Source organism: Burkholderia torrens, from assembly GCF_984668525.1.
In genome coordinates, this window is record NZ_OZ480212.1 from 1,393,628 (window position 1) to 1,419,526 (window position 25,899).

Consider the following 25,899-nt stretch of genomic DNA (forward strand, 5'->3'; position numbering starts at 1 on the left):
AACGAAATATGGTGATGGGTTGACCCATCGGGAACTCGCATCGTCAGTCGACCAGATCGTCCGCGCGGACCAGCGTCTTTTCGGCTTCCAGGTGCATTTCGGATACGCGGCCGTACAGCTGGCGGGTTCGCTCGAGGCGGCCGATCACGCCGGGCTTTTTCGAATAGGCGAAGATCGTGGTGTGACGGTCGATGTCGCCGCGAACCTGGGTCACGCGGTGCAGCGAGAAACGGCCCTTGAACAGTTGCAGATCGCCCGGCTGCAGCGTAATCACGCTGATCGGTGCGCGCGTCTCGCCGCGCACCACGGCGCCGACCGCTCCGTAGTTTTCGCCCTCGGGCGACCGGATGTTCGGGCAGTACTCGAAATCGCCGCCTGCCGTGGGTTGCTGCGTCATCATCGATACGATGAATTCGTTGGTGTCGTAGTGCCACGGCTGTTCGGTGCCGGGCGGCATCACGTTCTGAACCAGCCCGGCGTACGGATCCGCGTATTCCCAGATCTGCGCTTCGCCGAGACAGGCGGCGACGAATCGCTTCATCGCACGCGCCACGTAAATCCTGTGAACGATTGCGTCGGCCGGGATCACATCGCGGGTGACAAATCCGCTCGTGCGATCCATGAAGACACGGCGCGGGTCCGCTTCGGGCAACGACGGATCGTCGGCGGTGAAATACGCGTTGACCTTGCGGCTCGAGAAATAGGTCTTTTTCGCGAAGCCGAGCCCTTCGACGCGCGCCTGTTCCAGTGCGGCGGGGCGCAGGAAGCCGGGCAGTACCGCGCTGCCGCTGCCGGCGAGCTGGGCCCGGCAGGTTGCAATCAGGTCGCGCATTCGCGGGTGCTCGGGGTCATGCAACGGATAGCGGTCGGCATCGACGATATCGCTCAGATCGGTACATTCTGCGTCGGCCAGAGGCAGGCTTGCTTGCACGGTTGGCTCCATTTTCGAGGGGTGAGGGGGTTTGTGGCCTGAATTGTTTTCGACAACAATCGGCCTATCGATGCGCCCATGATTTGATCGACAAATTCCATTGCATAGCGAGTAATTTCGATGACTACCATCAGGGATCCCGATTGGTCTCAACTCAGCTCGCTCGACGGGGAACTGGTGCGCGCGTTCATCACGGTGGTCGACAGCGGCGGGGTGACCGCCGCCGCCAGGCAGATGCACCGGACGCAATCGACGATCAGCCTTCGCATTCGTACGCTCGAAGAGCGGCTGGGAACGCACCTGTTCCTGCGCGACAGCCGCCGTCTGGCGTTGTCGCGAGATGGCGAAAACTTCCTGATTCATGCGCGCCGCATCATTCAGGTGCAGAACGAAGCGATAGCCGCACTCAAACGCACGGGCAGTCATGGCGTCATCCGCTTCGGCTTGCCTGAGGATTACGCGGAGCTCTGGTTGCCCGATCTGCTCGGGAAGTTCTATCGCCTGCGGCCGGATGCGCGCCCGCATATCGATTGCAGAATGTCGCTGGAGCTGATCGAGCGCCTGCAGGCGGGCGAACTCGACCTGGCGCTGGTCGTCAGGCACAACACGCAAAGCGGCGGTCGTCATCTCGGCCGCGAGGACGTGGTGTGGGCCGCGCATCGCGATTTCGTGTTGCCGGGTGACGCGTCCGTGCCGCTCGCGCTGTTTCCGGAAACCTGCTGCTACCGTCAGCGCGGACTCGCGGCCCTGGCGGCACTCGGACGGCCGTATCACGTGGTCTACACGAGCCAGAGCCCGACCGGCATCAAGGTTGCCGTCAATCACGGTGCGGCGGTGACGATCATCGACCGCTGCACGCTGCCCGGGAACTGGCGCGTGCTGGATATGGAAGACGGCTTGCCGGCGCTGCCGCCCGCGGATCTCGAACTGCTCCGCGCACCCGGCAATCGCAATCCTGCCGCCGACGATCTGGCCCTGCTGATCGAGACGATGGTCGAGGAACGCCGCCGCGCGGCGAGCGCGCTGTCGCCCGACTGAATGATCGCGCATCCCATCCGGTAGCCTCGGGTGAACCGGGCCACACGCAACGACGCGATCGTTCGGCCTCTCCGATGGTCCCTATCGGAATTCCTCGCTGTCAAAACGAAATTGGCGCAATAAATATATCGGTGAGCGAACGGATGACCGTTGCCACGGATGCCGGTGTGCGCGCGATCGCGCACGCCCGGTTCCAGCGGCCACGTCATGCCGTGCCCAAGTTCCTTCGCCATCCAACAGGAGCCTTTCCCATGATCCCGTCGTTGCTTGCCCGCTTGTTCACTGTCGCCATGCGCCGCCCGGTACTCGGGCGGTTCATGCTTGTCTTCACGCTGTCGGTTTCGGCGTTGGCACACGCCGCCGGCAATGGAACGGTTGTGATCGGCGTGAACAACTGGGCCGAGAATATCGCGGTCGCGAATCTGTGGAAGGCGCTGCTCGCGGAAAAAGGTTACGACGTCACGCTGCAGCCCGGTGACAAGGCCATCATCTACAACGGCGTCGCGCAGGGCAAGCTCGACCTGACGTTCGAAGTCTGGCTGCCGTCGGCGGACGGCCCGCCGTACGACGCGATCAAATCGCGCGTCGAGAAGATCGGCCCGTGGTTCCCCCGCGCACAGCTCGGCCTCGCGGTGCCCGATTACGTCGCGATCGACAGCATCGACCAGTTGAATGCAAATGCCGCACAGTTCAGCCACGACGGCAAGCCGACGATTTTCGGCATCGAACCCGGCAGTGGCTTGATGAAACTGACGGGCGAGGCGCGCGTCGCGTATGCGCTTGACGCAACCGTGCTGCCGTCATCGGAGGCCGCGATGTTGCTCGCGCTGGAACGTGCGGAAAAGCGTCGCCAGCCGATCGTCGTCACGCTGTGGAATCCGCACTGGGTGTGGGCGAAGTATCCGATGCACTACCTGAAAGACCCGAAGCAGGTGTACGGTCAACCCGATGCGATCTATGCGATCGCGAAGTCCGGCTTCGGTAATGCGCATCCCGATGTCGCGCGCTGGCTCGCTGCATGGAAGATGGACGACCAGACACTCGGCACGCTGATGAACGATATCCGTGCAAACGGTGAATCCGATCCGCAGAAGGGTGTCGCGCGATGGATTGCCTCCAATCGCACCCGGGTAAGTGAATGGCTACGCTAAGAGACGGTTTCGTAAATACCGCTCTGTACACCGAATGGTATTCCGTCAGATCGGGCAGCAACCGGGTTTGAGAAACGCGCCATGAATGCCGGCGCGGCGCTCGAAACGAACGGGAATTACACCGGAGCGTCGACGACGAGCGCCGGATCGAGCGCGCGGATGCGCTGGTCGATGAAGTAGCCGCCGCCTTCCTGGTAGCGCAGGAACAGGCGCCCGCACGAGCGGCAGCGGTTGACGGTGCAGCGGTTGTACGGGAAATGACGCAACGCGATCGGCGCGTCGTCCGATGCGTAGTGCGTGCCGGCCGGGTGATGTTCCGCGTAGGTCGGCTCCGTCTCGTCCGGCGGCGCGAGCGTGGCCACCTCGTTCAGTTGCGCGTCCTGCAGCGACAGCGGCAGGGTCGTCCAGCCGGCGAGCGGTGTTTTCGTGCAGACGCAGGGCTGCGTGATGCGCGCCGCTTCGGTCGTCAGTTTCAACAGTGCATCGTGATCGAGGTAGGGCATTGGGTTCATGGGCAATCGTGAAGGGGCCGCGGGATCAGCACTGTAACCCGCGCGCGGACGGCGTGCACGGAGTCGACGCGGGCGACGAGCGGCGGTTGCCGCATGCGGTATTCCGCGTGCCGCGTGCGATTCAGCCGCGCTTGCGGACCGACGGCTGCGCGACCAGCTCGCCGAGCACGCGGATCGCGCGCTCGATGTCGCGGCTCCACGGATGGCCGAAGTTCACGCGCACGCAGCGCTCGAAGCCGTGCGCTGCCGAAAACAGCGGCCCCGGCGCAAAGCTGATTCCGCGTGCGATCGCCTGGCGATGCAGTTCCATCGCGTCGATCGCGTCGGGAAACGCGAGCCACAGGAAGTACCCGCCGTCGGGCCGCACCCATTCGACGCCGGGCGGCAGCCAGCGCCGCAGCGCGTCGTCCATCCGGTCGAGCTGCGCGTGCAGCGCGCCGCGCAGCTTGCGCAGATGGCGGTCGTAGCCGCCGTGCTCGAGATAGTTCGCGATGCCGGCCTGCGCGGGAATGCTCGCCGACAGCGTCGTCATCAGCTTGAGCCGCTGCACCTTCTCGGCGAAGCGGCCGGCGGCGGCCCAGCCGATCCGGTAGCCGGGCGCGAGCGTCTTGGAGAACGAACTGCAGTGCATCACGAGGCCGTGTCGATCGAACGCACGCGCGGGCAGCGGATAGTCGGGGCCGAAATGCAGCTCGCCGTACACGTCGTCCTCGATCAGCGGCACCTCGCGCGCCGCGAGCAGCTCGACGAGCGCACGTTTCTTGTCGGCGGACAGCGTGACGCCGGTCGGATTCTGGAAATTGGTCATGAACCAGCACGCGCGGATGTCGTGCCGGTCGAGTGCGTTCGCAAGCGCATCGAGATCGAGGCCCGTGCGCGGATCGACGGGAATCTCGACCGCGCGCAGGTCGAGCCGTTCGATCGCCTGCAGTGCGGCATAGAAGCCGGGCGCCTCGACCGCGACGACGTCGCCGGGCCGCGTGACGGCCATCAGGCACAGGTTCAGCGCTTCGAGCGCGCCGTTCGTGACGACGATCTCGTCGATCGGCTGCGAGATGCCGGTGGCGAGATAGCGTCGCGCGATCTGCTGGCGCAGCGCCTCGTTGCCGGGCGGCAGGTCGACGACCGTGCTCCACGGGCTCACGAGCCGCGTGGCCTGCGCGAGCGACTTCGCCAGCCGCGGCAGCGGAAACAGTTGCGGTGCGGGGAAGGCGGAGCCGAGCGGCACGATGCCGGGCTGCGTGGCGGCATCGAGAACGGAGAACACGAGGCTGCTGATGTCGACCTTGCGCGTGGCACCGGTGCGGCTCGCGCGGCGCTTCGCGGCGGGCCCCGGCTCCGGCCTGGCGCCCGGCGCGACATAGTAGCCCGAGCGTTCGCGTGCGCGGATCAACCCCCACTGTTCGAGCAGGTAATACGCGCGAAACACCGTGGACTGGCTCACGCCGTGTTGCGCGATGATCTGCCGCAGCGACGGCAGGCGCGTGCCGACCGCGAGGTTGCCGTTGCGGATTTCTTCGGCGATCGTGTGGGCGAGGGTTTCGTAGCGTTTCATCGGCGTGGGCGGAGCGCGCCGTCTCCACGCGCGGGCCGGAGTGGCACCGCGCCGGCGGGGGCGCGGGTCATTGTCCGACGGGCGGCCCGAAAAGGAAAGCGCGGCGGGCCGGCCGCGCGTTCCCGAAGCGTCAGGCCGCGTTCGGCGCCGCATTCCGCCCGGTCGCGCCGCCACGCAGCGGCGGCAGCGGCTCGACCTTGCCGACGATGAACAGGTACGACAGCGCGCCCACCACGCACAGTGCGCCGGCCACCGCGAGCGGCACCACGAACGAGCCTTTCGTGATCGACAGCATCACGCCGGTGAAGGTCGTGATGAAGATCCCCGCGAGATTGCCTGCGAAGTTCTGGATGCCGCCGATCGACGCGACGTGCGCGGGCGTCGGCGCGATTTCGCCGACGAGCGTCCACACGTTGGCACCCGCGAACGACAGGCTCGCATACGCGAGTGCGAACAGCCCGAGGCACGCCCATACGTTTTCGACGAACGCCGACAGCGCGATCGACGACGACAGCAGCATCCCGAGCACGAGGCAGGTCTTGCGCGCAGCGGTGGCGCTCCAGCCGCGGCGGAACAGGCTGTCCGACACGTAGCCGCCGAGCCAGCCGCCGGGAATCGCGAGCAGCGCGGGCAGCATGCCCCACGTGCCGAGCGACGCGAGCGAGAAGCCGCGCGACTGCAGCAGGTAGCTCGGGAACCACGTGATGAAGAAGTAGATCGCGAAGTTCAGGCAGAACAGGCCGATCATCATTCCCCACATGGTGCGGTAGCGGAACAGGTCGAGCCACGACACCTTCGGGCCATTGGTTGCGGACGCAACGGCCGGTGCGCCGCGTTGCGCGAGCAGCGCATCGACGGCATCGGGTGCGATCGCGCGGTAGCGTTCCGGGTCGCGATAGACGAACCACCACGCGAGTGCCCACACGATGCCGATGCCGCCCGTGATCGCGAACGACCCACGCCAGCCGACGATCGAGATCAGCCACGCGACGAGCGGCAACGACAGCGCGGAGCCGACGCGCGAGCCGCTGTCGAAGATGCTGCTCGCGATCCCGCGCTCGCTGCGCGGGAACCAGTTGAACGCGACCTTCGCGAACGACGGGATCGCGGCTGCCTCGCCGACGCCGAGCATCAGCCGCACGCCGACGAGTTGCGCAAGGCCGCGCGCGGCGCCCGTCGCGACGGTGAAGACCGACCACCAGCCGACGGCCAGCGCGAGGCTCACGCGCACGCCGACCTTGTCGATGAACCAGCCGGCCGGCAGCTGCAGGAACGCATAGGTCCAGAAGAACGCGCTCAGCACGAGCCCCATGCCGACCGCGTCGAGGCCGAGGTCGGCGCGGATGCTGGGCGCCGCGATCGCGAGGTTCGCGCGGTCGATGAAGTTGATGACGTTGGCCAGGAAGCACATCAGGATCATGGCCCATCGGATGCGTGGCATGCGGTGTCTCCGTGCGGAATGTCGTGACGGGCGACCGGCGATCCGCAGCGCCGGCCGCCTCGATGGGCGGATCAGCGCGACGCGTGCGCGGTGGTGTCGAACTTCGCGAGCGCTTCCCACAGGCCGTTCAGGTAGACCGCGCCGAGCGCGCGGTCGTACAGGCCGTAGCCGGGCTTGCCCGTTTCGCCCCAGATCATGCGGCCGTGGTCGGGGCGCACGTAGCCGGTGAAGCCGGTGTCGTGGTACGCCTTCACGATCGCGGCGATGTCGAGCGAGCCGCAGCTCGACAGGTGCGCGGTTTCCTCGAAATCGCCGTTCGCGTCGACCTTCACGTTGCGGATGTGCGCGAAGTGGATGCGGCCCATCGCACCGAACTCGCGTACCAGCGCTTCCACGTCGTTCTGCGGACCCGCGCCGAGCGAGCCCGAGCACAGCGTCAGCCCGTTCGCGGGCGTGTCGACGATGCGCAGGATCCGCGCGAGATCGTCGCGGTTCTTCACGATGCGCGGCAGCCCGAAGATCGGGCGCGGCGGATCGTCCGGGTGGATCGCCATCTTCACGCCGGCTTCCTCGGCGACGGGGATGATCGCCTTCAGGAAGTATTCGAGGTTGGCCCACAGCGCGGCTTCGTCAACGTCGCGATAGTCGGCGAGCAGCGCCTGCAGCTGTTCGGGCCGATAGCTCGAATCCCAGCCGGGCAGTGCGATGCCGTCGTTCGGATCGATCCGGTCGACCGCGTCGGTGCTGAACGCGAGGCAGGTCGAGCCGTCGTCGAGCGTCTTCGACAGCTCGGTGCGCGTCCAGTCGAACACGGGCATGAAGTTGTAGCAGACGACGCGGATGCCGGCCGCGCCGAGATGGCGGATCGTCTGCCGGTAACGGTCGATCAGGCGATCGCGGCCCGGCTTGCCGAGCTTGATGTCCTCGTGCACGGGCACCGATTCGACGACTTCGAACTGCAGGCCGGCGCGCTCGATCGTCGCCTTCAGCGCATCGATCTTGTGCACGGGCCAGACTTCGCCCACCGGTTCGTCGTAGATCGCGGACACGATATGCGTGACGCCCGGGATCTGGCGGATGTATTGCAGCGAGACCGGATCGGACTCGCCGTACCAACGGAAAGACATCTTCACTGGAGCGGCTCCTGGCTGGCGGTTCATGCATGAACGACCGGGCGGCAGCGTGCCGGCCTGTCGTCGGTGTGCGGATTATGATTGGTATGCCAGTTGTGCGGGATAGTGGTTTACCAGTTGCCTGATTCCCGTGCGGGAGGCATGACGCTTCGGCGACTGCCCGTCAGGATTGGCTGGCAGGACGAATCGGAGGTGGACCGAAATTGGTGTACCATTTTGGCGATCCGGTGCCGCGACGGCACCAGCCAGCCTGTTGCGAGCCTTTCGATGACTGATCTTTCCAGCCTGCCCGCCAGCCGCGACACCGACGCCGCGGACCGCTCCTATATCGGCCTGGCGCGGCAGATTCACGCGATGGTGGCCGCCGGCGCGTTCGAGGCCGGCGCGCGACTGCCGTCGGAGCGCAGCCTGGCCGACCAGTTCGGCGTCAGCCGCACGCAGGTGCGCGAGGCGATCATCGCGCTCGAGGTGCAGGGGATCGTCGAAGTGCGGATCGGCTCGGGCATCTATGTGTCGGCGGCCGATGCCGCGCGGCCGGTCACGTTCGAGGTACCGCGCGGCCCGGGGCCGATCGAGACGCTGCGCGCGCGCGGGCTGATCGAGGCGGAAGTCGCGGCACTCGCGGCGACCGAACGCAAGGACGCCGATCTCGACCGCCTGTTTTTCTCGCTGACGACGATGCGCGAGCAGATGGACGACAAGGCCGCGTACGACGCGGCCGATCGCCAGTTTCATCTGCGGATTGCCGAGTCGACCGGCAACACGGTGCTGCTGCACATGGTCACGGCGATGTGGGACTGCGCGCGCAGCGATCCGCTGTGGGACAAGATCGAGGAGCATTTCCACTCGACCGCGCTGCGCGAGGCGTCGCAAGAGGATCACCAGCGGATCTTCGCGGCGATCATGGCACGTGACGCAACCGGTGCGCGCGACGCGATGCGTGCGCACCTGTCGCGCGTGATCGCCGAGTTCACGCAGGCGTGGCGCTGACGTTCGTTTCCGCGGCCCGAAGCGGGCCGTTGTAACTTGCCGCATTCAGTCGCCGGTGCCGGCGACCCTGCACGCCGCGTGCGGCTTCTTCCGATTGCGCGACCGTACGATTTATGGTCTCGTTGCGGGATATCGCATCGACTCGAAAAAGGACAGTCGAATGCAGCCGGGCGATTCATACGGGGTCCGATTGATCAGGGGAATCGGTGCACGCATGCGTGCACGCGGAGCCGTGCGCAGGCTGCTCGTCATACTGACAATCGCCTTGCTGGCGCCCGTCCCGCCGGCTTTCGCCGCCTCTCCCGAAACCGTCAACGACAACGTGCTGCGCGTGCTCGCATGGCCCGGCTATGCGGACGGCGACGTCGTCAGCGCGTTCGAGACGCAGTTCCACGCGCGCGTCGAAGTGACGTTCGTCGATTCCGACGAAGCGTTGTGGTCGCGCATGCACAGCGCGTCGCCGCCGGCGTACGACGTGCTGGCCGCGAACACGGCCGAGATCCAGCGCTACGCACACGAACGGCTGCTTGCGCCGATCGACCTGTCGCGCATCCCGAACCGGCGGCGGCAGTTGCCGAACTTCCAGCAGCTCGCGGCGATCGGCGGGCTTGTGCAGGACGGCGCGACCTACGCGATCCCGCTCACGTATTCGTCGATGGGGCTGATCTACGACCGCAAGCAGGTACCGGCGGCGCCGCGCTCGATGCGCGAGCTGTGGAATCCGCGCTACCGCGGCAAGGTGCTCGACTTCAACAGCGCGCAGCACAATTTCTCGTTCACCGCGCTCGCGCTCGGCTATTCCGATCCGTTTCGGCTGTCGTCCGCGCAGACGCTCGCGGTCGCGCGCAAGCTGATCGACCTGCGCCGCAACTTGCTGACCTACTACACGCTTCCCGAGGAGGCGACCGCGCTGTTCGTCCAGCATCGCGCGGCGCTGATGTTCGGCAACTACGGCACGCAGCAGGTCGAGCTGCTGCGGCGCGCGGGCGCGGACGTCGGCTACGTGATCCCGGAAGAAGGCGCGCTCGCGTGGCTCGACTGCTGGGCCGTCACGCGCGGCGCGCAACGCCCCGAGCTTGCATTCGCATGGATCAACTACATGCTCGAACCGGCGATCGGCACGCTGCTGACCGAGCGCCAGGGGCTCGCGAATACGCTCCAGCCGCCAACGGGACTCGACACCGGGCACCAGCATCTCGTATGGCTCCAGCCGGTCGAGGACATCGCGCGCCGCGAATCGTTGTGGAGCCGCATCGTGTCGGGCGACCGGCCGGAGCGGTTCGGAAAATGATCCGGCTCGGGCTCACGTCGAAGCTGTCGGTGCTGTTCGCCTGCATCGGCGTGATCGCATCCGGCACGACCGGCTACTACGCGTATCGCGCCACCCGCGCGATGCTCGTGCAGGAAGCGCAGCACAGCCTGCTGATGTCGACGCAACTGCTCGGGCAGCGCTTCACGACCGTGCTGTCGGACGTTGCCGACGATGCGCTCGTGCTCGCGCAGTTGCCGTCGGCGGCGTTCGTGGCCGGCGGCGACAATCCGGACATCGCGCGACGCACGCGACTCGAGCAGGTCTATTTCAGCTTCATGAGAAATCATCCGGAATACCTGCAGATCCGGCTGATCGCGAACGGGCATTTCGGGATCGAACGCATCCGTGTCTATCGCGATGCGCGCGGCATCGTCGTGCTGCCCGAAAGTGCATTCCAGGAGAAAGGGCAGTTTTCCTACGTATTCGATACGCTCGCGACGGCGCCCGGTCATATCTACCTGTCGCCGATCGCGATCAACCACGAGACGGGGTCGCACGCGGCCGAAGGGCTGCCGATCCTGCGTGTGGGCACGCCCGTCGTCGACGCGTCGGGCCGGACGGTCGGTGCGCTCGTCGTCGACGTCGAGCTGTCGCGCGTGTTCGACCGGCTCGAGCGCGACCTGCCGGAAGACTATGCGGTCTATCTCGCGAACGAATGGGGCGACTTCCTCGTGCATCCCGATCCGGCGCAGACGTTCGGTTTCGATCGCGGCCGGCGCGTGCTGATGCAGGATCGCTTCACCGCCACGCGCGCGTTGTTCGACAACGCGCGAGTGAACGTGACGCTCAACGGTCTCGCGCAGCCCGACGAGGCGCCGGGCCAGATGTTCGCGTTCGCGCGCACGCCGTTCGGGCACGACGAGGGCAACCGCTTCGTCGTGCTCGGCATGGCGCGTCCGCTCGCGGACGTGCTGGCGCCGGCCGGCGTGCTCGGCGAGCGGATCGTCCGGATGGTGCTCGTGTCGAGCCTGCTGGCGGTGGTCCTCGCGATCCTGTTCGCGCGTGCGATCACGCGGCCGTTGCAGACGCTGGCGCGTGCCGCGACGCACGTGTTCGACGATTCGGCCGTCGAGCGGCTGCCGATCGCGCGTGCCGACGAGATCGGCGTGCTCGCGCGCTGTTTCGACAGCATGCGTGTCGAGATCCGCACGCAGGTCGCGATGCTGCGTGCGAAGCAGCAGGAACTCACGCATCTCGCCGGCCACGACCCGCTGACCGCGTTGCCGAACCGGCTGCTGTTCATGGAGCATCTCGATGCGGCGATCCGGCATGCGGCGGCGGTGCGCGAAGGGCTGGCCGTGATGTTCGTCGATCTCGACCGCTTCAAGCAGATCAACGACCAGCACGGGCATTCGGCCGGCGACCGCACGCTCGTCGCGGTCGCGAAGCGGCTGAGCCACGTGCTGCGCAGCGGCGACATGGTCGCGCGGCTCGGCGGCGATGAATTCGTCGTGCTGATCGTGGACGTGCGTTCGCCGGCGGTGATTGGCGACGTCGCGTCGCGCATCCAGATCGTGATGGCCGAGGAGCTGGAATTCGGCGAGCAGCGTATGGCGGTCGGCGCCAGCATCGGCGTCAGCGAGTTTCCGGCCGACGGCGCGTCGGCCGAGGAACTGCTCGTCAAGGCCGATGCGGCGATGTACGCGGCGAAAGCGTCCGCGCAGTGTGCATGCGTGCGTTATCAGGACCTGGTCCGCGGCGGTGTCGCGACGGATGAAGGCGACCGGGTCGCATCGGGCGGCAGCCGCTGACGATCTGCCGGCAACGCATGCGCTGCAAACGCGACGAGCCCGTCATGGACGGGCTCGCTGGATGGCCGGACCGCGCGCGAGGCGCGCGGAGCGGCAGGCTTAGTGGCCGAAGTAGACCGAGTCGTGAGCGCTTTGCGGCTTCACGACCGGTGCGCCGCCTTCGACGGTGGCGGTCGGTTGTGCACCGTAGCCGCTGTTGTCGGCACCGCGCACGCGGGCTTGGGCGGCCTGGATGTCGGCCGGGTAGTACGGGCTCGACAGGCCCGGCTTGTAGCCGGCTTGTTCGAGCTGGACGAGTTCGTTGCGCACCTGGGCGCGGGTCACGGTGCTTTGGGCGAATGCGCCGAACGAAGCGAACAGGGCAACAGCGGCAACGACTGCGGAAACGAGCGATTTCATGATGACCTCCGATGTTTGTTGGCTTTCCGCGTTCGACACCATGTCGTCAGCGGTTGATTACATCGTAGGCGCCGGTCGACCTAGGGTAAACGTGAGTTTCGGCGAAAGATCGTTGCCGGAGAGGCAATAATTCGGCGGCAAATATATTCTGTCCCCATTGTGTCTTGCCGGATTTGCAACGGAACGGCGCGCAGCGCGGATGGCGCGTACTGGCGGCCGCCCGACGGTAGCGGGAAGCGGGGATGGAGGCGGGCGGGTGGCGGGTAGGCCGGATCAGACGTCGTCGTCGATTTCCTTGCGCTCCCGGCGTTCCTCGTTGCCGCGACGCGCGCGCAGGCGCTGCCGCGACAGCACGGCGATCACCTGCTGGGTCGGCGCGCCGGACGGCAGTTCGTTGCGGATGCGATCGGGCACCATCGGCAGGCCCGCACGCTGCCGGCGCAGCGCCTTGGCGATTGCCCGGCGGCATTCGTCCCCGTGGCAATCCCATTCATCGCGGATTCTCTGGCAATAACGGCATTGTTCCATCCGGACAGTCTAACCGGTCTTCGGGAACGGGGCAGGCGCCGGGCGGAAGGTCATGCGCCGGGCCCGGCGAGCGCCTCCGCATGAGACTGGAAGCGGCGGTGTTCTTCCGGCGGAACGAGCGAGCCGCCGGTCGCCCAGATGACGTGCGTGGACGCACGCATGTCGATCGCATGGCGCTGCAGGTAGTCCCTGCCGGCCGGTGACCGCGCCAGCCAGCCCGGCCCGCCGACGGCGGCTGCGGCCGACGGCTCCAGTTCTATCCCCATCGCGCGTCGAACCGCGAGCAATTGCGCGTAGAGCTGCGCGTCGCTGACCGTGAAGACGCCCGACAACTGCGACGCCATCAGCGGGCTGACCAGATGCGACGCCTGCGCAACGGCCAGGCCATCGGCCTCGGTCCGGTTGTCGAGCCCGATGTCGTAGACGGACACCGGTCTGCCTGCGCCGGCGGCGAGCTGGACGAGCATGCATGGCGCCGCGACGGGTTCGGCGAAAAAGCAATGCACGTGTTCGCCGAACAGCGCCTTGAGGCCATACGTGATGCCGCCCGGTGCGCCGCCGACCCCGCACGGAAGATGGACGAAAAGCGGATGCGCGGCATCCACGCGGCGACCCGATCCGGCAAGCTGCGCGGCGAGATGCCGGGCGCTCGCGGCGTAGCCGAGGAACAGCATCAGCGAGCCTTCGTCGTCGACGAAGTGGCAGCGCGGTTGATCGCGCGATTGCGCCCGACCGGCCGCGACGGCCTGTGCGTAATCGCCGTCATGCTCGATCACGCGGACGCCGCGCTTTCTCAGGCGCGCCTTCTTCCACGGTTTCGCATCGGTCGACATGTGGACGACCGACTCGAACCCCAGCGCGGCAGCCATCACGCCGATGCTCAAGCCGAGATTGCCGGTGCTGCCCACGACGACGGTATGGGTGGCGAACAATGCGCGTGCGGCCGCCGACGCGAGGATCCGCCGGTCGCCCGTGGGGGCGAGCAGCCCGTGTTCGATCGCGATCGACTCGGCGAGCGCGAGCACTTCATGAAAGCCGCCGCGCGCCTTGATCGAACCGGCGACCGGCAATGCGTCGTCGCGCTTGATGAACCAGGCGCCGTGCGCATCATCCGCGTGCGGCAACGCGCGCCGCAACGCGTCCGCCGGCATCAGCGGCGATTCGATTTTTCCCGTGGTGGCCACGAGTTCCGGAAACAGCTCGGCCATCAGCGGCTCGCAGCGTGCCAGCCGCGCTTCGGCCGCCGCGATGGCGTCGAACGAAGGCGCGCCGTGCGGCAACGGGCTGCCGGCAGCGGCGTTCAGCCACAGCAGCGGGTGACGGGATTGCAGTCTGGCTAATAGATCGGCAGGTTGAAGCGTAGCAGTCACGGATCGGCCTTGTATTCGTTGAGCGAATTGCAGAGCTGAAATGCTACGATTCCAGGCAACTGCGCAAAAGCGCCGATTTCTAATCAATGCATTAGCTGGACTTATACGAATGCGACTGGACGGATCGATCCTCGGTGCGCTGCTCTGTTTTGAAACGGCCGGCCGGCTGTTGAGCTTCACGAAGACGGCGCAGGCGTTCAACCTGACGCAAAGCGCCGTGAGCCAGCAGATCCGGAATCTGGAGGACCGGCTGGGTTATCCGCTGTTCGTGCGTCAGGCGCGCGGGTTGAGGCTGACGGAGAAGGGCGCGATCCTGCTCGCGACGATGTCTGGCGCATTCGGCGAGATCCACCGCACGCTCCAGACGCTTGGCATGTCGGATGCGCCGCTGCAAGTCAGTTGCCTGCCGTCGTTTGCGTTGCAGTGGCTGATGCCGCGCCTGACCGAATTTCACCGGCAGCAGCCCGACGTGTCGGTGCGTGTGCAGGCCGAATTCCAGGTGCTGGACCGCCAGGCGATGGAGACCGGCGACATCGACGTGGCCGTGCGCTACGACCCGGTGCAATACAGCCGGCTGCATGCGGAAACCGTTCTCGACGAAACCCTGTTTCCGGTCGCCACGCCGGCGTATCTGGCGCGGCATCCGGCATTCGCCGGCGGGGCGTCGCCGGACGGCGTCGTGTTGCTGCACGACGCCGCGCCGTGGGCCGGCGCGCCCGAGTTCGTCGAGTGGCGTACGTGGCTGGAGGCCGTCCGGCCAGCGTGGATCGCGCATCTGGACGGGCCTCAGTTCAACTTTTCCAGCCTGGCGATCACGGCCGCGTTGAACCATCAAGGCGTCGCGATGGGGCGCGCGGCGCTCGTGCATGACGAGATTGCGAGCGGACGGCTGGTCGATGTGTTCGGCGTGCACGTGCGTGCGCCGGCGCGCTACGTGCTGTTGTCACGCAACCCGGACGATCCCCGAACCGCCGCCTTTTCGGGCTGGCTCAAGGCCGAGTGCGTGCGTTTCGGCGAGGCCCGGTCGCGTGTGATGTCGAAGACGGCGTGATCTGCGTGATCGTTGTTGCCGGACGGCTGGATCGGAGTGCGAAGCAATAGGGTCGAAGGCACGGCCGCAAACTACAGTTTCCCGTCCATCGCCATACGGATTGCTTGCGCGCGGACGGAACCGGTCGCCTCATCTGAGCGACCAGATGCCCCAGATCGCGATCAACAGCCCAAGGCCGAGCCCGCAGCCCAGCAACACATAGGTTTCCATTTCGTGCCTCTGAAAACATGGCAGCGCCGATGTCGGCATCGGTGCGCGAACCGCAAAGTCGGCAGCGTATCGTCGGCGTCGACGGCCGGAGCGCTACGCCGGATCCGCGAATACTACGCGTCGCAGCTTTCAGGACCCATGCGCGACCGGTGACGGCACATCGCCGGCTATTTCCCGGCTGCGTGCGTGCCGTCGATCTGCGCAGCGTGCGGGCCGCCGTGCCGGAACACGCCCGATTTCCAGATCATCTGCGACGCCGCGACGAGCACGAACAGCAGGACGACCATCCGGAAGATTTTCGGCGACATCCTGTCACGCAGCGGGCGCACCAGCCACATGCCGGCGAGGGCCGGCAGGCTGGCTGCCGCCGAGATCGCCAGGTCCGCGCCGCTGGCATGCGCGGCGCCGCTGAACGTCGTGATCAGCGTGACGATCGACACCACGAGGATGATCGCGATCTGCTTCGTGAACACGCGCCCGGTCGCGCCGGACGAAATCAGGTAGGTCGCGAGCAGCGGCCCGGGAACCGACGCGATGCTTTCCATCAGAGCCGCGCCGAAGCCGAGCACGAACCCGACGGGCTTTTGCCATGCTTCCGGCAGGCTGAGTTTCGGTGCGGCGAGCATCAGCGCCGCGGCCACGATCAGCAGCGCGCCGGATGCCGCCTGCGCATGCCTGGGATCGAGCGACAGCAGGATCGCGACGCCGACGATATTGCCGATCACGGTGCCGGCGATCGGCGCGGCGATCTTCCGGGCCGTCGCCAGCACCTGGCCGCCTTCCAGCGCCTGCGGAATGTTGCCGAGGATGATCGGCATCGACAGCAGCAGCACCGCGTGCCGGATCGGCAGGAACTGGCTGAGGATCGGCATCGCGATCAGCGGCACGCCGATTCCCGTGATGCCCTTGGCCATGCCGCCCAGCAGCAACGCAATGGCGATGCCGGCCAGGTCGAGCACGGTGAGCGCCTGCAGGCTGGAAACCAGCACACCTTCAGTCAGATTGAAATGAATCATGGAGTGGCCTGTCGCGGCATATCCGGCAGCGAGCGCTGTCGGTCGAATCCGTTGCGGTCGCGTGCGTTTCGCACGCATTCGTTCTTGTCTGGCTTGAACCGGTCATGCGATCGCATGGCACCGCCTCGTGTGCGGCCGGCGGGCGCGCGGCTCCGGTCCAGGCCGGCAGGTCGTGCCGGCGAGCATGAGCCACGCGGTGGCGTGGTTCAACATCGCTTGTCGACCGCCGGCCGGTGCGCCTGCAAGGGCGCGGCGGGACGAGCGTGCATCTTACCTGAGCGATGCGGGCACGGCGTTTCATGCGATGGTGCCGATTCAATATAATTCACGACGGCTTGCCGTTTCATGCGGCGAATACATGCCATCGACACAAGGAAATCCGATGACGCTTGCGCAGTTGCAGGCCCTGGCGGCCGTGGTCGAACTCGGTTCGCTCACGGCGGCTGCCGACCGGCTCAGCCGCAGCCAGTCCGCGATCAGTCACGCGCTGACCGAACTGGAGGACATCACGCAGGTCAAGCTGCTGTGGCGTGACCGGCAGCCGGTCGTCCTGACGGCGGCGGGCGAACGCCTGTGGCCGTACGTCCAGAGTGTCGTCCGTGAAGCGCAGATGCTGCGCCAGCAGTTCAGCCTGTCGCGCGGGAAGCTCGAAGGGCGGCTGGTGGTCGCGTCGTTGCCGAGCGTGTCGCTGGCGTTCGTCGTCCCCGCGCTCGAGGCGTTGAAGGCGCTGCACGAAGGCGTATCGGCGGTGCTGCTCGAAGGCACGGACAGCGAAGTCGAAGGGTGGCTGGACGACGGGACCGCCGACATCGGCGTGGTGGCCGGCACGAAGACGTTCACGCACAACCTGCCGCTGCTCGACGAGGATTTCGTCGCCGTGGTGGCGGACGGGATGTTCGCCGGCCGCAAGAGCGTGTCGGCCAGGCAGTTGGCCGCGGCGCCGTTCATCTTTTCGAAGGGCGGGTGCGGGCCGGTGATCGCGGATTACTTCGCGCGCGGCGGCGCGCCGCTGCAGGCCGCGTTCAACGTGGTCGAGATGCGCACCATCCTGTCGATGGCGGAGGCCGGCATGGGCGTATCGATCGTGCCGCGCATCACGCTCACGTATACGCCGTTCGGCGGCCGCGTACTGGAACTGTCGCCGCGGCTGCATCGCTCCGTGCGGCTGGCGTGGAATACGGCCGGCAACGCGGTGACCGATGAATTCGTGAGGCTAGTCGACGCACAACGTGCGAAAGCGGGGAAGGCGATCCACGCACGCGCGAAGAGGGCAGGTAGCAAGCAGGCGGCACGATGAACGGCGTTCATGGGTGGCTTGCAGTTTATTCATGCTGATGATGCCCGGAATGCAATACATTGATCGGACATCATTCCCGTCGCCCCGAAGGAGATTGCCGTGCCGGCCTTGCCTACCCTGTTTGCATTCGGACTCGTAGCGCTCGGCATGGTGCTGACGCCTGGCCCGAACATGATCTACCTGGTGTCGCGTTCGATCTGCCAGGGCCGCCGTGCCGGGCTCGTGTCGCTCGGCGGCGTCGCGCTGGGCTTCGTGTTCTACATGGTGTGTGCGGCGCTGGGCATTACCGCACTGGTGATGACCGTGCCGTATGCATACGATGTGCTGCGCTTTGCCGGCGCGCTGTATCTGGCCTACCTGGCGTGGCAGGCGCTGAAGCCCGGTGGCCGTTCGGCGTTCCAGGTCCGGCAGTTGCCGCACGACAGCCGCGTCAGGCTGTTCGCGATGGGGTTCGTCACGAACCTGGCGAACCCGAAGATCGCGGTGATGTATCTGTCGCTGTTGCCGCAGTTCATTTCGCCGGGCCACGGCAGCGTGCTCGCGCAATCGCTGGTGCTGGGCTGCGTGCAGATCGCGGTGAGCGTCAGCGTGAATGCGCTGATCGCGTGCATGGCCGGTTCCATCGCGGGCTTTCTGGCGGGCCGGCCGTTCTGGGCGTCGGTTCAGCGCTGGTTGATGGGCACCGTGCTGGCAGGACTGGCCGTGCGTATCGCGCTGGAGTCGCAACGCTAGAACACGGTGGCCGGCGCTCGGGAGCGCGGCCGGCAGCAAGCCGGCCTTGCGTCGACAGCTTCGGGCAACGTCACCCGTTGCAATTGCCTTCGACCTCTTTGCCGACGCGAACGGGCGCGGCCTTGGCTTGGCGCCGGCTGCGCGTCGAGAGCCAGCACAGGATCGATCCGCCGCACACCATCGATGCGCCTTGCCAGAATTCGACCGACAGCGGCGCATGCAGCAGCGTCGCGGCGAACGCGGCGGCGAGCACCGGCGTGAAGTACGACGCGCCGACGATGACCGTCACGTTGCCGTGCATGATGCCGGTGTTCCAGGCCGCATAGCCGAACCCCAGCGCCGACGCCGCCAGCACGAGATACAGGACCGCGTGAAAGCTGAACGTCATGCCGCCGCCGCCTTCGATCGCGAACTTGATCCAGAGCGCCGCGGCGACCAGCATGAAGAACGGCGTGACGCCGTTCTTGCCGTCGGCGAGGCGCGCGGTGACCGTGCAGTAGCCGGCCCAGATCAGCGCGCCGATGAACGCGAGGCCATAGCTCAGCGGATTGTCCGCGACGTTGCGGAGCATGCCGGCCGGATCGAGGCCGCGGTCGCCGCCGAGCACCCAGCAGATGCCGAGCATCGACAGCAGGACGCCCGGCACGACCAGCAGGTTTGCCCGCTGCTTGTTGAACACGATGGCGGCGACCAGCGTGAGGCTCGGCCACAGATAGTTGACCATCGCGACTTCGATCGCCTGCTGTCCGTTGCTCGCATAGCCGATCGACAGCGCGAGGCACAGTTCGTACGACACGAACAGCAGGCCGCCCCAGAGCAGATAGCCTTTCGGGAACTTGCTCAGGTCGGGGAAGCCGATCGAAAACAGCAGAAGCACGGACGCCACCGTATAGATCATCGCGGCGCCGCCGGTCGCGCCGAGACTTTCGCTGACGCTGCGGACGAGCGCGACCACCGAGGCCCATAACAGCACCGCGCCGAGCCCGGCGAGCGTTGCCTTGTTCTTGCGTTTCATGCTTCCTGCCTGCTTCGACATGCCGATTCGATTGCGGATGATACGGGGGCCGTTCGCGCGTGCTGCTGTCGCGAGCGGAAGTGTGGTGGGGTGATTTCGCTGGAAGCGCGCATTTTAACGGGGCGAAGCCGTTGCAGCGATCCGGCCGGACGCGTGTGTACGGCCTGCGGTCGATTCAGGCGCGCGAATCGGTCACGCGTCGTCGATACGCCATGCGGCGCCGATTGCCGACAACGCGTGTCCGATCGCGTCGAGCATGGCGCGCCGCGTCGGCCCCAGCGTCGTGACCAGGAAGAATCCGTCTTCGTCGGTCGTCAGGCCAATCAGCGGCCAGGCGCAGGTGTCATCCCGAACGTCGAGCCGTTGTCGGCCGGGATCGATGTCGATGCCGCCATACGCCTGCCGCAGGGCATGCGCGATGGCATCGAATGCGGCGGCCAACGGAATCGTGTGGATGCGATATTCGAAACTCATCTGCGCGAGCCGGTGTGCGAGCCGGGCAGTCTAACCCGTGCCGCGGCATCCCGTCCCCGAAGGCAGCGCTACCGGCGCCCGCCGCAGCGGGCGCCGGCGTGATTACCGCTCGCGCCGCTTCTTGCTCAGTTCGATCGTTTCGAACAGTTCGTACTGCGCGGTCGGGTGCTGGTCGGCACCCGGCGCGTGGTAGTAGCGCATCGTGATCGTCGTGTGCCCGCCCGGCTTGCCCGGATCGTGGTCGAACACGGCAATCCCGTAGCCGGTGCCCGTATCGCGGCGCGCGGACCAGATCGCATCCTCGAGCGCATCGGCCGGCTGGCGCACGAACGTGTTCGGCGCGCTGCCCGGCACCGGCCGGTTCGGCTTCGTGAACACCTTCGCACGCGCGAAACCGGTCGACGGGTTCTCGCCGTACACGTCGAGCGGCGCGCTGGTGCCGCCGCCGCCGAGGATCAGGTGGATCGTGCCGTGGCTCGTGTCGAACTTCGTGCGGTCCGGATCGTTCGAGCCGACCGGGCGCGGCTGCAGCGTCTCGACCACTTCGCCGGTCGTCGCGTCGACGCCTGCGCGGTGATTGCAGCCGCGCACCGGGTAGCTGCGCTCGTAGTCGTGATCGTGGCCGCACAGCACGAGGTCGACGCCGTAACGGTCGAACAGCGGCAGCCAGGCTTCGCGAATGCCCTTGTCGGAGCCGTTGCCCGTCTTCGACGAACTGAGCGCGTCCTGGTGCATCTGCACGACGATCCAGTCGATGTCGTCGTCATGGGCGGCGTGACGCAGCGTGCGTTCGAGCCAGCGCGTCTGCTCGCCGTTGCTGTAGCCGCGCACGTAGAACGACGTGCCGGGTTCGATCGGCGGGCGGCCCGTGCTCGCGGCCGGCACGAGCGGCGCCGGGCCGCCGACGAACGCGGCGGCATCCTGATACACGACATCGTCGGCATCGAGCGACACGAACAGCACCGAGCTCACGCGGAAGCTGTACCAGCGGCCGGGGAAGTGCGTGCCGTTCTCCGGCAGCGTATAGCGCGCGAGATACGAGTCGAGCCCCTGCGGGCCGTTGTTGAACTCGATCTCGTGATTGCCGGGGCACGGCATCCACGGGCGGTTCGCGGCCGACGTCTGGTTGTTGTTGCCGAAATCGCGCCACACCTCGGGCTGGTGCGCGGGGTTCAGGTTCGCGTAGCAGAGGTCGCCGTTCAGCAGGTGGAACAGCGGCTGGAATTGCTCGACGGCCTGCACCGCGAAGCGGCTTTGCGGCGACGACAGCACCCACGCGCCGTTCGGCGTCGCGAGATCGCCGTAGCTCGTGAAGCGGAACGGCGCACGGCCGCGCGGCGCCGTCGAGAAGGTCGCGGAGAACGGCTGTGCGGCGTTGCCGTCGTTGTCGGCGGTGATCTCGTAGCGGTAGTGCGTGTCGGGCTTCAGCCCGTGCACGCGCGCGTGGTACGCGAACACGGTTTCGCCGTTCAGGCCGTCGGTGTACAGGCGCTGGACGCCGTGCACGGTACGCGCCGGCTCGCCGTCGGCGACGATGCGCGCACGCGGGTTGACGGCCGGCGCGAGCGACGCCCACGAGATCACGACCTCGGACGTCGGGTCGTTGCCCCACGTCAGGTGGACCTGTTCGGGCGTGCCGTCCGGATTCGATGCGGCGGCGCGCGCGGCCGCGAGGCCGCCGGCAGCGGTGGCGAGGCCGGAGACGCCGGCCAGTTTCAGGAAGCCGCGACGCGATACCGAGGCGGCCGGCTCGTTCGGCTGATCAGGGGAAGTGTCCTGGTTCGACATGATCGGTGTTTTCGTTGGGTGGGGACGCGAGAGGGTGGAACCGCGCGGCCATGCGCGAGCGCGGCCGGGGCGTGGGCCGGAAACGAGCGGGATCCCGGTCGCATGCATTGTCGAAGGGCAGTTTTGCCGCGATGTGACAGCCCCGCAACCCGGCGCGGGCAGGATCTCGCAGGCTCTTGCCGAGCGGAACCGCGGCACCCGCCAACGCCACGTCGGTCTCCCCGAAATTTATTTGCAGACTCCGCGACGGATTCCGTTCGCCGGCGCCGTTTAACGCATGAACGACCGCCACCGGTCGATGCCCGTTACTTCGGAGTCTTTCATGAAACTTTCTGTTCCATTGCGATTCGCCACGGCATGCGTGGCCGCGCTGGCGGCCTCCGTGTCGTTCGCGCAGGCCGTGATCGTCGCGCCGTACGCGCCGCCGCCGCCGCGCGTCGAAGTGCTGCCGGCGCCGCGTGCGGGCTACGTCTGGGATCAGGGGCACTGGCACTGGCGGCAGGGCCGCTATGTCTGGATTCCGGGCCACTGGCAAGTGGTGCGCGTCGGTTACCGCTGGGTGCCCGGCCATTGGGCCGCGCGCGGGCCGGCCTGGCGCTGGGTGCCCGGTCACTGGGCGTGATGCATACGCCGCCGCACGGCACGCAGTGCCGGCGCGGCGGTTACTTCGTGCAACATCATGAGTCGAAGCCATGCCTTTTCGAACCATCGTGATCCTGGCGGCCGCAGCCATCGTGCTGGCCGGCTGCGTCGTGGTGCCGGCCCGTCCGGTGTATTACCGGCCCGCGCCGGTCGTCGTATATTGAGCGCGCCGGCCGCCGGTCGTGCGGCCGGCCGACAGGATCGACATGCCGCGCGAACCGGATGTCGATGAAACGGACATGGCCGACGCCGTGTGCGACGCCGGGCGCGATGCGCGCGGCAGTGCCGAACAGTCGGCGTGGCGCCGTCCGGTGATGGCCCGACGCATGCAAGGAGAGCACGACGATGAGCTTCAGCCGGGCGGCGGGTACACCTGCCGTGACAGTGCGGCGCCCGCGCGCCGCGCGACGGAGCAGGCGGCGTTGAACGATCGCGGCGACCGCGATCCTGACGCGGAACTCGTCGCGCGCGTCGGCGCGCGCGATTCGTCGGCCGTGCGCGTGCTCGTCGCACGCAAGCTGCCGCGGCTGCTCGCATTGGCGACGCGCATGCTCGGCGACCGGAACGAAGCCGAGGACGTCGCACAGGAGACGTTCTTGCGAATCTGGAACCAGGCGCCGCGCTGGCGCGAAGGCGAGGCGCGCTTCGACACGTGGCTGCATCGCGTCGTGCTGAACCTGTGCTACGACCGCCTGCGCGGCCGGCGCGAGGAGCCCGTCGATACGCTGCCCGACGTGCCCGACACGCAACCGGAGCCGGCCGCGCAGGCGGAGCTGCGTTCGCGCGATGCGCGCGTGCGGCAGGCACTGGCCGCATTGCCGCCGAGGCAGCGGGAAGCGCTCGTGCTCCAGTACTATCAGGAAATGTCGAATGTGGAAGCGGCCAACCTGATGGGCATCACCGTCGATGCGCTGGAAAGCCTGCTCGCCCGTGCGAGGCGCAACCTGCGCGCGCAGCTGGCCGGCGACCCACCTAGCGAGGACAAGCGATGACACCCGAACGATTTCGCACCATCGTCGCCGCGTACGGCTCGGACGCGCGGCGCTGGCCGGCCGGCGAGCGCGCGGCCGCCGAGGCGTGGGCGCACGCGAACCCGCGCGAAGCGCTGCTCGCCCTGGACGACGCAGCCGACCTCGATGCGTGGCTTGCATGCGATACGGTCGCGCCGCCCGCGCCGTCGCTGGTCGAGCGCATCGTCGCGACGGCGCCCGCGCCGCAGCGCGCACGCAGGCGTGGCAAAGTCTGGTGGTCGGGCGCGGCGTTCGCGGGCGTCGGCCTGGCCGGTGCGCTCGCGGGCGCGGTGGTCGTGTCGATGCTGATGCTCGGCGGCGCGCCGATGTCGCAGCATGAACCGGGCTATCTGACGACGACATTCGGCGGCCCGAGCGTCGACTGGAGCGATGAATGACTGAACGTGGCTGGAAATTCATCCTCGTCGGCTCGGTCGTGCTGAACGTGTTCATGCTCGGCGCGATCGGCGGCGGCGCCTATCAGTGGTTCTCGACGCATCGCGACCTGCATGCGGCGGGCGCCCCTGCATCGCGCACCGCGTTGCGTTTCGCGGCGGACGAATTGCCCGATGCGCGGCAGCGCGAATTCGCGGCCGCGCTGAAGGCGGCCCGCAAGACCGGCCGCGATTTTGCACGGGAAGGGCGCGACGGCCGGATCACCGTGCTGGACCTGCTCGCCGCGCCGCAACTCGATCGGGCGGCGATCGATGCCGCGCTCGACCGCACGCGCGCGGCCGATACCGCGATGCGTGCGCAGGTCGAACGCAGCGTCGTCGATTTCGCGGCTACGCTCACGCCAGAAGAGCGCGCGAAGTTCGTCGATGGGTTGCAGCGCAGCGGGAACTGGCGGTTGCCGCCGAGGCTGCAGAAGAAGCCGGACACGCCGGCGAGTCAGTAAAACCTCGCGCCGGGGGCGACACGCGAACTGCGTGCCGCCGTCGCGCGCTTTCGGTCACGCGCAACGCGTGTGCCGTTTCCGGTGGATTGCGTCGTCGTCGTCGTCGTTCGTTCATTCATGACGTACGCTGCCGCGTTGCGAGATTTCTGCCGATCACTCCGCCCCGCGTTTCCCCGATCGACATTTATTTGCGATTCCCGCGACGGATTTCCCGGCGCTCCCGCGTTGAACGTGGGTACGCACCGCGAGAGAGCCTGTCATGGACCATCCGAACGACATCACGCCGGCCGCGATCGCGCTGAACCGATTCGGTCTCGGCGCACGGGCCGACGAAGCGCCGCCAGCAGACCCGAAGGCGGCCCTCGTCGCGCAATTCGACCGTTACGACGCACGACCGGCCGCGTGGGCCGGCGAACCGGACGCGGTCACACTCGCCACGCGCTTTGCCGATGCACGCAACGCGATGACGGGCGGCGATGCGGCCGCGAAGCGCGCGACCGGGCAATCGATCCGGCGCGACGGCTACGACGCCTATCGCAGTGCGGTTACCGCACGCATGAACAGCGCGCTGAACACGCCCGCGCCGTTCGTCGAGCGTCTCGTGCATTTCTGGGCGAACCATTTCGCGGTGTCGGTCGACAAGGGGCAGGTGGCTGCCTATGCGGGCGCGTTCGAACGCGACGCGATTCGCCCGCACGTGCTCGGCCGCTTCGAGGACATGCTCGTCGCCGTCGAGCAGCATCCCGCGATGCAGGTGTTCCTCGACCAGGCGCGCTCGGTCGGCCCCGACAGCCCGGCCGCGTTGCGCGCCGAAGCGCGCAATCCCTCGACGAAGCGCGGGCTCAACGAGAACCTCGCGCGCGAAATCATGGAGCTGCACACGCTCGGCGTACGCACCGGTTACACGCAAGCCGACGTGACGGAATTCGCGCGCGCGCTGACCGGCTGGAGCATCGCCGGCGGCCGCGGCCCGCAGCCGGGCGATGCCGCTCCCGGTGCATTCGTGTTTCGCCCGAAGCTGCACGAACCGGGCGCGCGCACGGTGATGGGACGCACCTACGACCAGCCGGGCGAAGCGCAGGCGCGCGCGATCCTGCACGACCTCGCGCACTCGGACGCAACCGGCCGGCACATCGCGTTCCAGCTCGCGCGTCATTTCGTCGCCGACAATCCGCCGCCCGCGCTGACCGACCGGCTGGCCCGTGCGTTCGATGCGAGCGGCGGCGACCTGCCGACCGTCTATCGCGCGCTCGTCGATGCGCCCGACGCGTGGTCGCCGGTCAACCGCAAGTTCAAGACGCCGTGGGAATGGGCCGTATCGTCGCTGCGCGGGCTCGGCTGGCGCGATACGGGCGACCTGAAGGCCGCGCCGCTGCTCGCGCAGCTCGGCCAGCCGGTGTGGCGGCCGGGCTCGCCGGCCGGCTACGACGATGTCGCCGCGAGCTGGGCCGCGCCCGATGCGCTCGTGCGCCGCGTCGAGATTGCACAGCGGCTGGCCGCGCGCACGGGCGACCGCCTCGATCCGCGCACGCTCGGCAACACGCTGCTGGCCGGTTCGATGAGCGCGCCGACCGCGACTGCGCTGTCGCGTGCCGAAAGCGCGACCACGTCGCTCGCGCTGCTGCTCGTTTCGCCCGATTTCCAACGGAGATGAC

Annotated in this window: 25 protein-coding genes; 13 read left to right on the plus strand and 12 right to left on the minus strand. The window is 67.5% G+C overall.

Features of this window, described 5'->3' with window-relative positions; translation table 11 throughout:
• Nucleotides 1-43: 43 nt before the first annotated feature.
• Nucleotides 44-1,171, minus strand: coding sequence for a HalD/BesD family halogenase (locus AC5LXX_RS22495; protein ID WP_493413226.1), 1,128 nt, complete (start codon nucleotides 1,169-1,171; stop codon nucleotides 44-46).
• Between AC5LXX_RS22495 and AC5LXX_RS22500 the strand changes: the two genes are divergently transcribed.
• On the plus strand, nucleotides 1,145-1,969 hold the full coding sequence (locus tag AC5LXX_RS22500; RefSeq protein ID WP_493413227.1) for a LysR substrate-binding domain-containing protein: 825 nt from the start codon (nucleotides 1,145-1,147) through the stop codon (nucleotides 1,967-1,969). The two genes, AC5LXX_RS22495 and AC5LXX_RS22500, sit on opposite strands and share 27 nt — an antisense overlap.
• A 167-nt stretch (nucleotides 1,970-2,136) precedes the next feature.
• Nucleotides 2,137-3,120, plus strand: coding sequence for a glycine betaine ABC transporter substrate-binding protein (locus tag AC5LXX_RS22505; protein WP_493413228.1), 984 nt, complete (start codon nucleotides 2,137-2,139; stop codon nucleotides 3,118-3,120).
• A 116-nt stretch (nucleotides 3,121-3,236) separates the two neighbouring features.
• On the opposite strand, the gene AC5LXX_RS22510 is transcribed toward AC5LXX_RS22505, so the two are convergent.
• The 4 genes from AC5LXX_RS22510 to uxuA all read right to left on the minus strand — a co-directional run bounded on the left by AC5LXX_RS22510 (nucleotide 3,237) and on the right by uxuA (nucleotide 7,761).
• Nucleotides 3,237-3,632: a hypothetical protein gene (locus AC5LXX_RS22510; protein WP_493413229.1), complete on the minus strand. Its 396-nt coding sequence runs from the start codon at nucleotides 3,630-3,632 to the stop codon at nucleotides 3,237-3,239.
• Nucleotides 3,633-3,753: 121 nt separating this feature from the next.
• Nucleotides 3,754-5,187: an aminotransferase-like domain-containing protein gene (locus tag AC5LXX_RS22515; protein WP_493413230.1), complete on the minus strand. Its 1,434-nt coding sequence runs from the start codon at nucleotides 5,185-5,187 to the stop codon at nucleotides 3,754-3,756.
• Nucleotides 5,188-5,317: 130 nt separating this feature from the next.
• Entirely contained in the window at nucleotides 5,318-6,628 is a 1,311-nt protein-coding gene (locus AC5LXX_RS22520) for an MFS transporter (RefSeq protein WP_493413231.1), read from the minus strand.
• A gap of 71 nt (nucleotides 6,629-6,699) precedes the next feature.
• Nucleotides 6,700-7,761 carry a mannonate dehydratase gene (uxuA, locus tag AC5LXX_RS22525; RefSeq protein ID WP_493413232.1) on the minus strand — a complete coding sequence of 354 codons (1,062 nt, stop codon included), beginning with the start codon at nucleotides 7,759-7,761 and terminating at the stop codon, nucleotides 6,700-6,702.
• A 267-nt stretch (nucleotides 7,762-8,028) separates the two neighbouring features.
• Here uxuA and AC5LXX_RS22530 point away from each other — a divergent pair, with 267 nt between their 5' ends.
• The 3 genes from AC5LXX_RS22530 to AC5LXX_RS22540 all read left to right on the plus strand — a co-directional run bounded on the left by AC5LXX_RS22530 (nucleotide 8,029) and on the right by AC5LXX_RS22540 (nucleotide 11,814).
• A complete protein-coding gene (locus tag AC5LXX_RS22530; RefSeq protein WP_124447126.1) occupies nucleotides 8,029-8,751 on the plus strand; it encodes a FadR/GntR family transcriptional regulator in 723 nt (240 codons plus the stop codon).
• Between the two features lie 160 nt (nucleotides 8,752-8,911).
• The gene (locus AC5LXX_RS22535) at nucleotides 8,912-10,042 is read left to right on the plus strand and encodes an extracellular solute-binding protein (protein WP_493413233.1); all 1,131 of its coding nucleotides are present in this window, start codon (nucleotides 8,912-8,914) and stop codon (nucleotides 10,040-10,042) included.
• On the plus strand, nucleotides 10,039-11,814 hold the full coding sequence (locus AC5LXX_RS22540; protein WP_493413234.1) for a diguanylate cyclase domain-containing protein: 1,776 nt from the start codon (nucleotides 10,039-10,041) through the stop codon (nucleotides 11,812-11,814). The genes AC5LXX_RS22535 and AC5LXX_RS22540 overlap by 4 nt, the downstream gene beginning before the upstream one ends.
• Before the next feature lie 99 nt (nucleotides 11,815-11,913).
• On the opposite strand, the gene AC5LXX_RS22545 is transcribed toward AC5LXX_RS22540, so the two are convergent.
• From AC5LXX_RS22545 to dsdA, 3 genes are all read right to left on the minus strand, one after another.
• Nucleotides 11,914-12,213 carry a DUF4148 domain-containing protein gene (locus AC5LXX_RS22545; RefSeq protein WP_493413235.1) on the minus strand — a complete coding sequence of 100 codons (300 nt, stop codon included), beginning with the start codon at nucleotides 12,211-12,213 and terminating at the stop codon, nucleotides 11,914-11,916.
• Between the two features lie 273 nt (nucleotides 12,214-12,486).
• Complete coding sequence (locus AC5LXX_RS22550) at nucleotides 12,487-12,741, minus strand: hypothetical protein (RefSeq protein ID WP_027791787.1); 255 nt, start codon at nucleotides 12,739-12,741, stop codon at nucleotides 12,487-12,489.
• A 50-nt stretch (nucleotides 12,742-12,791) separates the two neighbouring features.
• Nucleotides 12,792-14,126, minus strand: coding sequence for a D-serine ammonia-lyase (gene dsdA / locus AC5LXX_RS22555; protein ID WP_493413397.1), 1,335 nt, complete (start codon nucleotides 14,124-14,126; stop codon nucleotides 12,792-12,794).
• Between the two features lie 88 nt (nucleotides 14,127-14,214).
• Here dsdA and AC5LXX_RS22560 point away from each other — a divergent pair, with 88 nt between their 5' ends.
• A complete protein-coding gene (locus tag AC5LXX_RS22560) occupies nucleotides 14,215-15,162 on the plus strand; it encodes a LysR substrate-binding domain-containing protein (RefSeq protein WP_493413398.1) in 948 nt (315 codons plus the stop codon).
• A gap of 377 nt (nucleotides 15,163-15,539) precedes the next feature.
• On the opposite strand, the gene AC5LXX_RS22565 is transcribed toward AC5LXX_RS22560, so the two are convergent.
• Nucleotides 15,540-16,388, minus strand: coding sequence for a sulfite exporter TauE/SafE family protein (locus AC5LXX_RS22565; RefSeq protein ID WP_493413236.1), 849 nt, complete (start codon nucleotides 16,386-16,388; stop codon nucleotides 15,540-15,542).
• 382 nt (nucleotides 16,389-16,770) lie between these two features.
• On the opposite strand from AC5LXX_RS22565, the gene AC5LXX_RS22570 reads away from it, so the two are divergent.
• Nucleotides 16,771-17,685 carry a LysR family transcriptional regulator gene (locus AC5LXX_RS22570; RefSeq protein ID WP_493413237.1) on the plus strand — a complete coding sequence of 305 codons (915 nt, stop codon included), beginning with the start codon at nucleotides 16,771-16,773 and terminating at the stop codon, nucleotides 17,683-17,685.
• A 99-nt stretch (nucleotides 17,686-17,784) separates the two neighbouring features.
• The gene (locus AC5LXX_RS22575; RefSeq protein WP_493413238.1) at nucleotides 17,785-18,417 is read left to right on the plus strand and encodes a LysE family translocator; all 633 of its coding nucleotides are present in this window, start codon (nucleotides 17,785-17,787) and stop codon (nucleotides 18,415-18,417) included.
• A 70-nt stretch (nucleotides 18,418-18,487) separates the two neighbouring features.
• On the opposite strand, the gene yddG is transcribed toward AC5LXX_RS22575, so the two are convergent.
• From yddG to AC5LXX_RS22590, 3 genes are all read right to left on the minus strand, one after another.
• On the minus strand, nucleotides 18,488-19,432 hold the full coding sequence (gene yddG / locus AC5LXX_RS22580) for an aromatic amino acid DMT transporter YddG (RefSeq protein WP_493413239.1): 945 nt from the start codon (nucleotides 19,430-19,432) through the stop codon (nucleotides 18,488-18,490).
• A 192-nt stretch (nucleotides 19,433-19,624) separates the two neighbouring features.
• Nucleotides 19,625-19,873, minus strand: a complete 249-nt coding sequence (locus AC5LXX_RS22585; RefSeq protein WP_493413240.1) for a hypothetical protein — start codon at nucleotides 19,871-19,873, stop codon at nucleotides 19,625-19,627.
• A gap of 135 nt (nucleotides 19,874-20,008) precedes the next feature.
• Complete coding sequence (locus tag AC5LXX_RS22590; RefSeq protein ID WP_493413241.1) at nucleotides 20,009-21,694, minus strand: purple acid phosphatase family protein; 1,686 nt, start codon at nucleotides 21,692-21,694, stop codon at nucleotides 20,009-20,011.
• Nucleotides 21,695-22,016: 322 nt separating this feature from the next.
• Between AC5LXX_RS22590 and AC5LXX_RS22595 the strand changes: the two genes are divergently transcribed.
• The 5 genes from AC5LXX_RS22595 to AC5LXX_RS22615 all read left to right on the plus strand — a co-directional run bounded on the left by AC5LXX_RS22595 (nucleotide 22,017) and on the right by AC5LXX_RS22615 (nucleotide 25,898).
• Nucleotides 22,017-22,316: a YXWGXW repeat-containing protein gene (locus AC5LXX_RS22595; protein WP_493413242.1), complete on the plus strand. Its 300-nt coding sequence runs from the start codon at nucleotides 22,017-22,019 to the stop codon at nucleotides 22,314-22,316.
• A gap of 226 nt (nucleotides 22,317-22,542) precedes the next feature.
• Complete coding sequence (locus AC5LXX_RS22600) at nucleotides 22,543-23,328, plus strand: RNA polymerase sigma factor (RefSeq protein ID WP_493413243.1); 786 nt, start codon at nucleotides 22,543-22,545, stop codon at nucleotides 23,326-23,328.
• Nucleotides 23,325-23,744 (plus strand): hypothetical protein, encoded by a 420-nt coding sequence (locus AC5LXX_RS22605; RefSeq protein ID WP_493413244.1) that lies wholly within the window; start codon nucleotides 23,325-23,327, stop codon nucleotides 23,742-23,744. The genes AC5LXX_RS22600 and AC5LXX_RS22605 overlap by 4 nt, the downstream gene beginning before the upstream one ends.
• Complete coding sequence (locus AC5LXX_RS22610) at nucleotides 23,741-24,244, plus strand: periplasmic heavy metal sensor (protein ID WP_493413245.1); 504 nt, start codon at nucleotides 23,741-23,743, stop codon at nucleotides 24,242-24,244. Before AC5LXX_RS22605 ends, AC5LXX_RS22610 begins: the two co-directional genes overlap by 4 nt.
• Nucleotides 24,245-24,503: 259 nt before the next feature.
• The gene (locus AC5LXX_RS22615) at nucleotides 24,504-25,898 is read left to right on the plus strand and encodes a DUF1800 domain-containing protein (protein WP_493413246.1); all 1,395 of its coding nucleotides are present in this window, start codon (nucleotides 24,504-24,506) and stop codon (nucleotides 25,896-25,898) included.
• The last annotated feature ends 1 nt before the right edge of the window (nucleotide 25,899 follow it).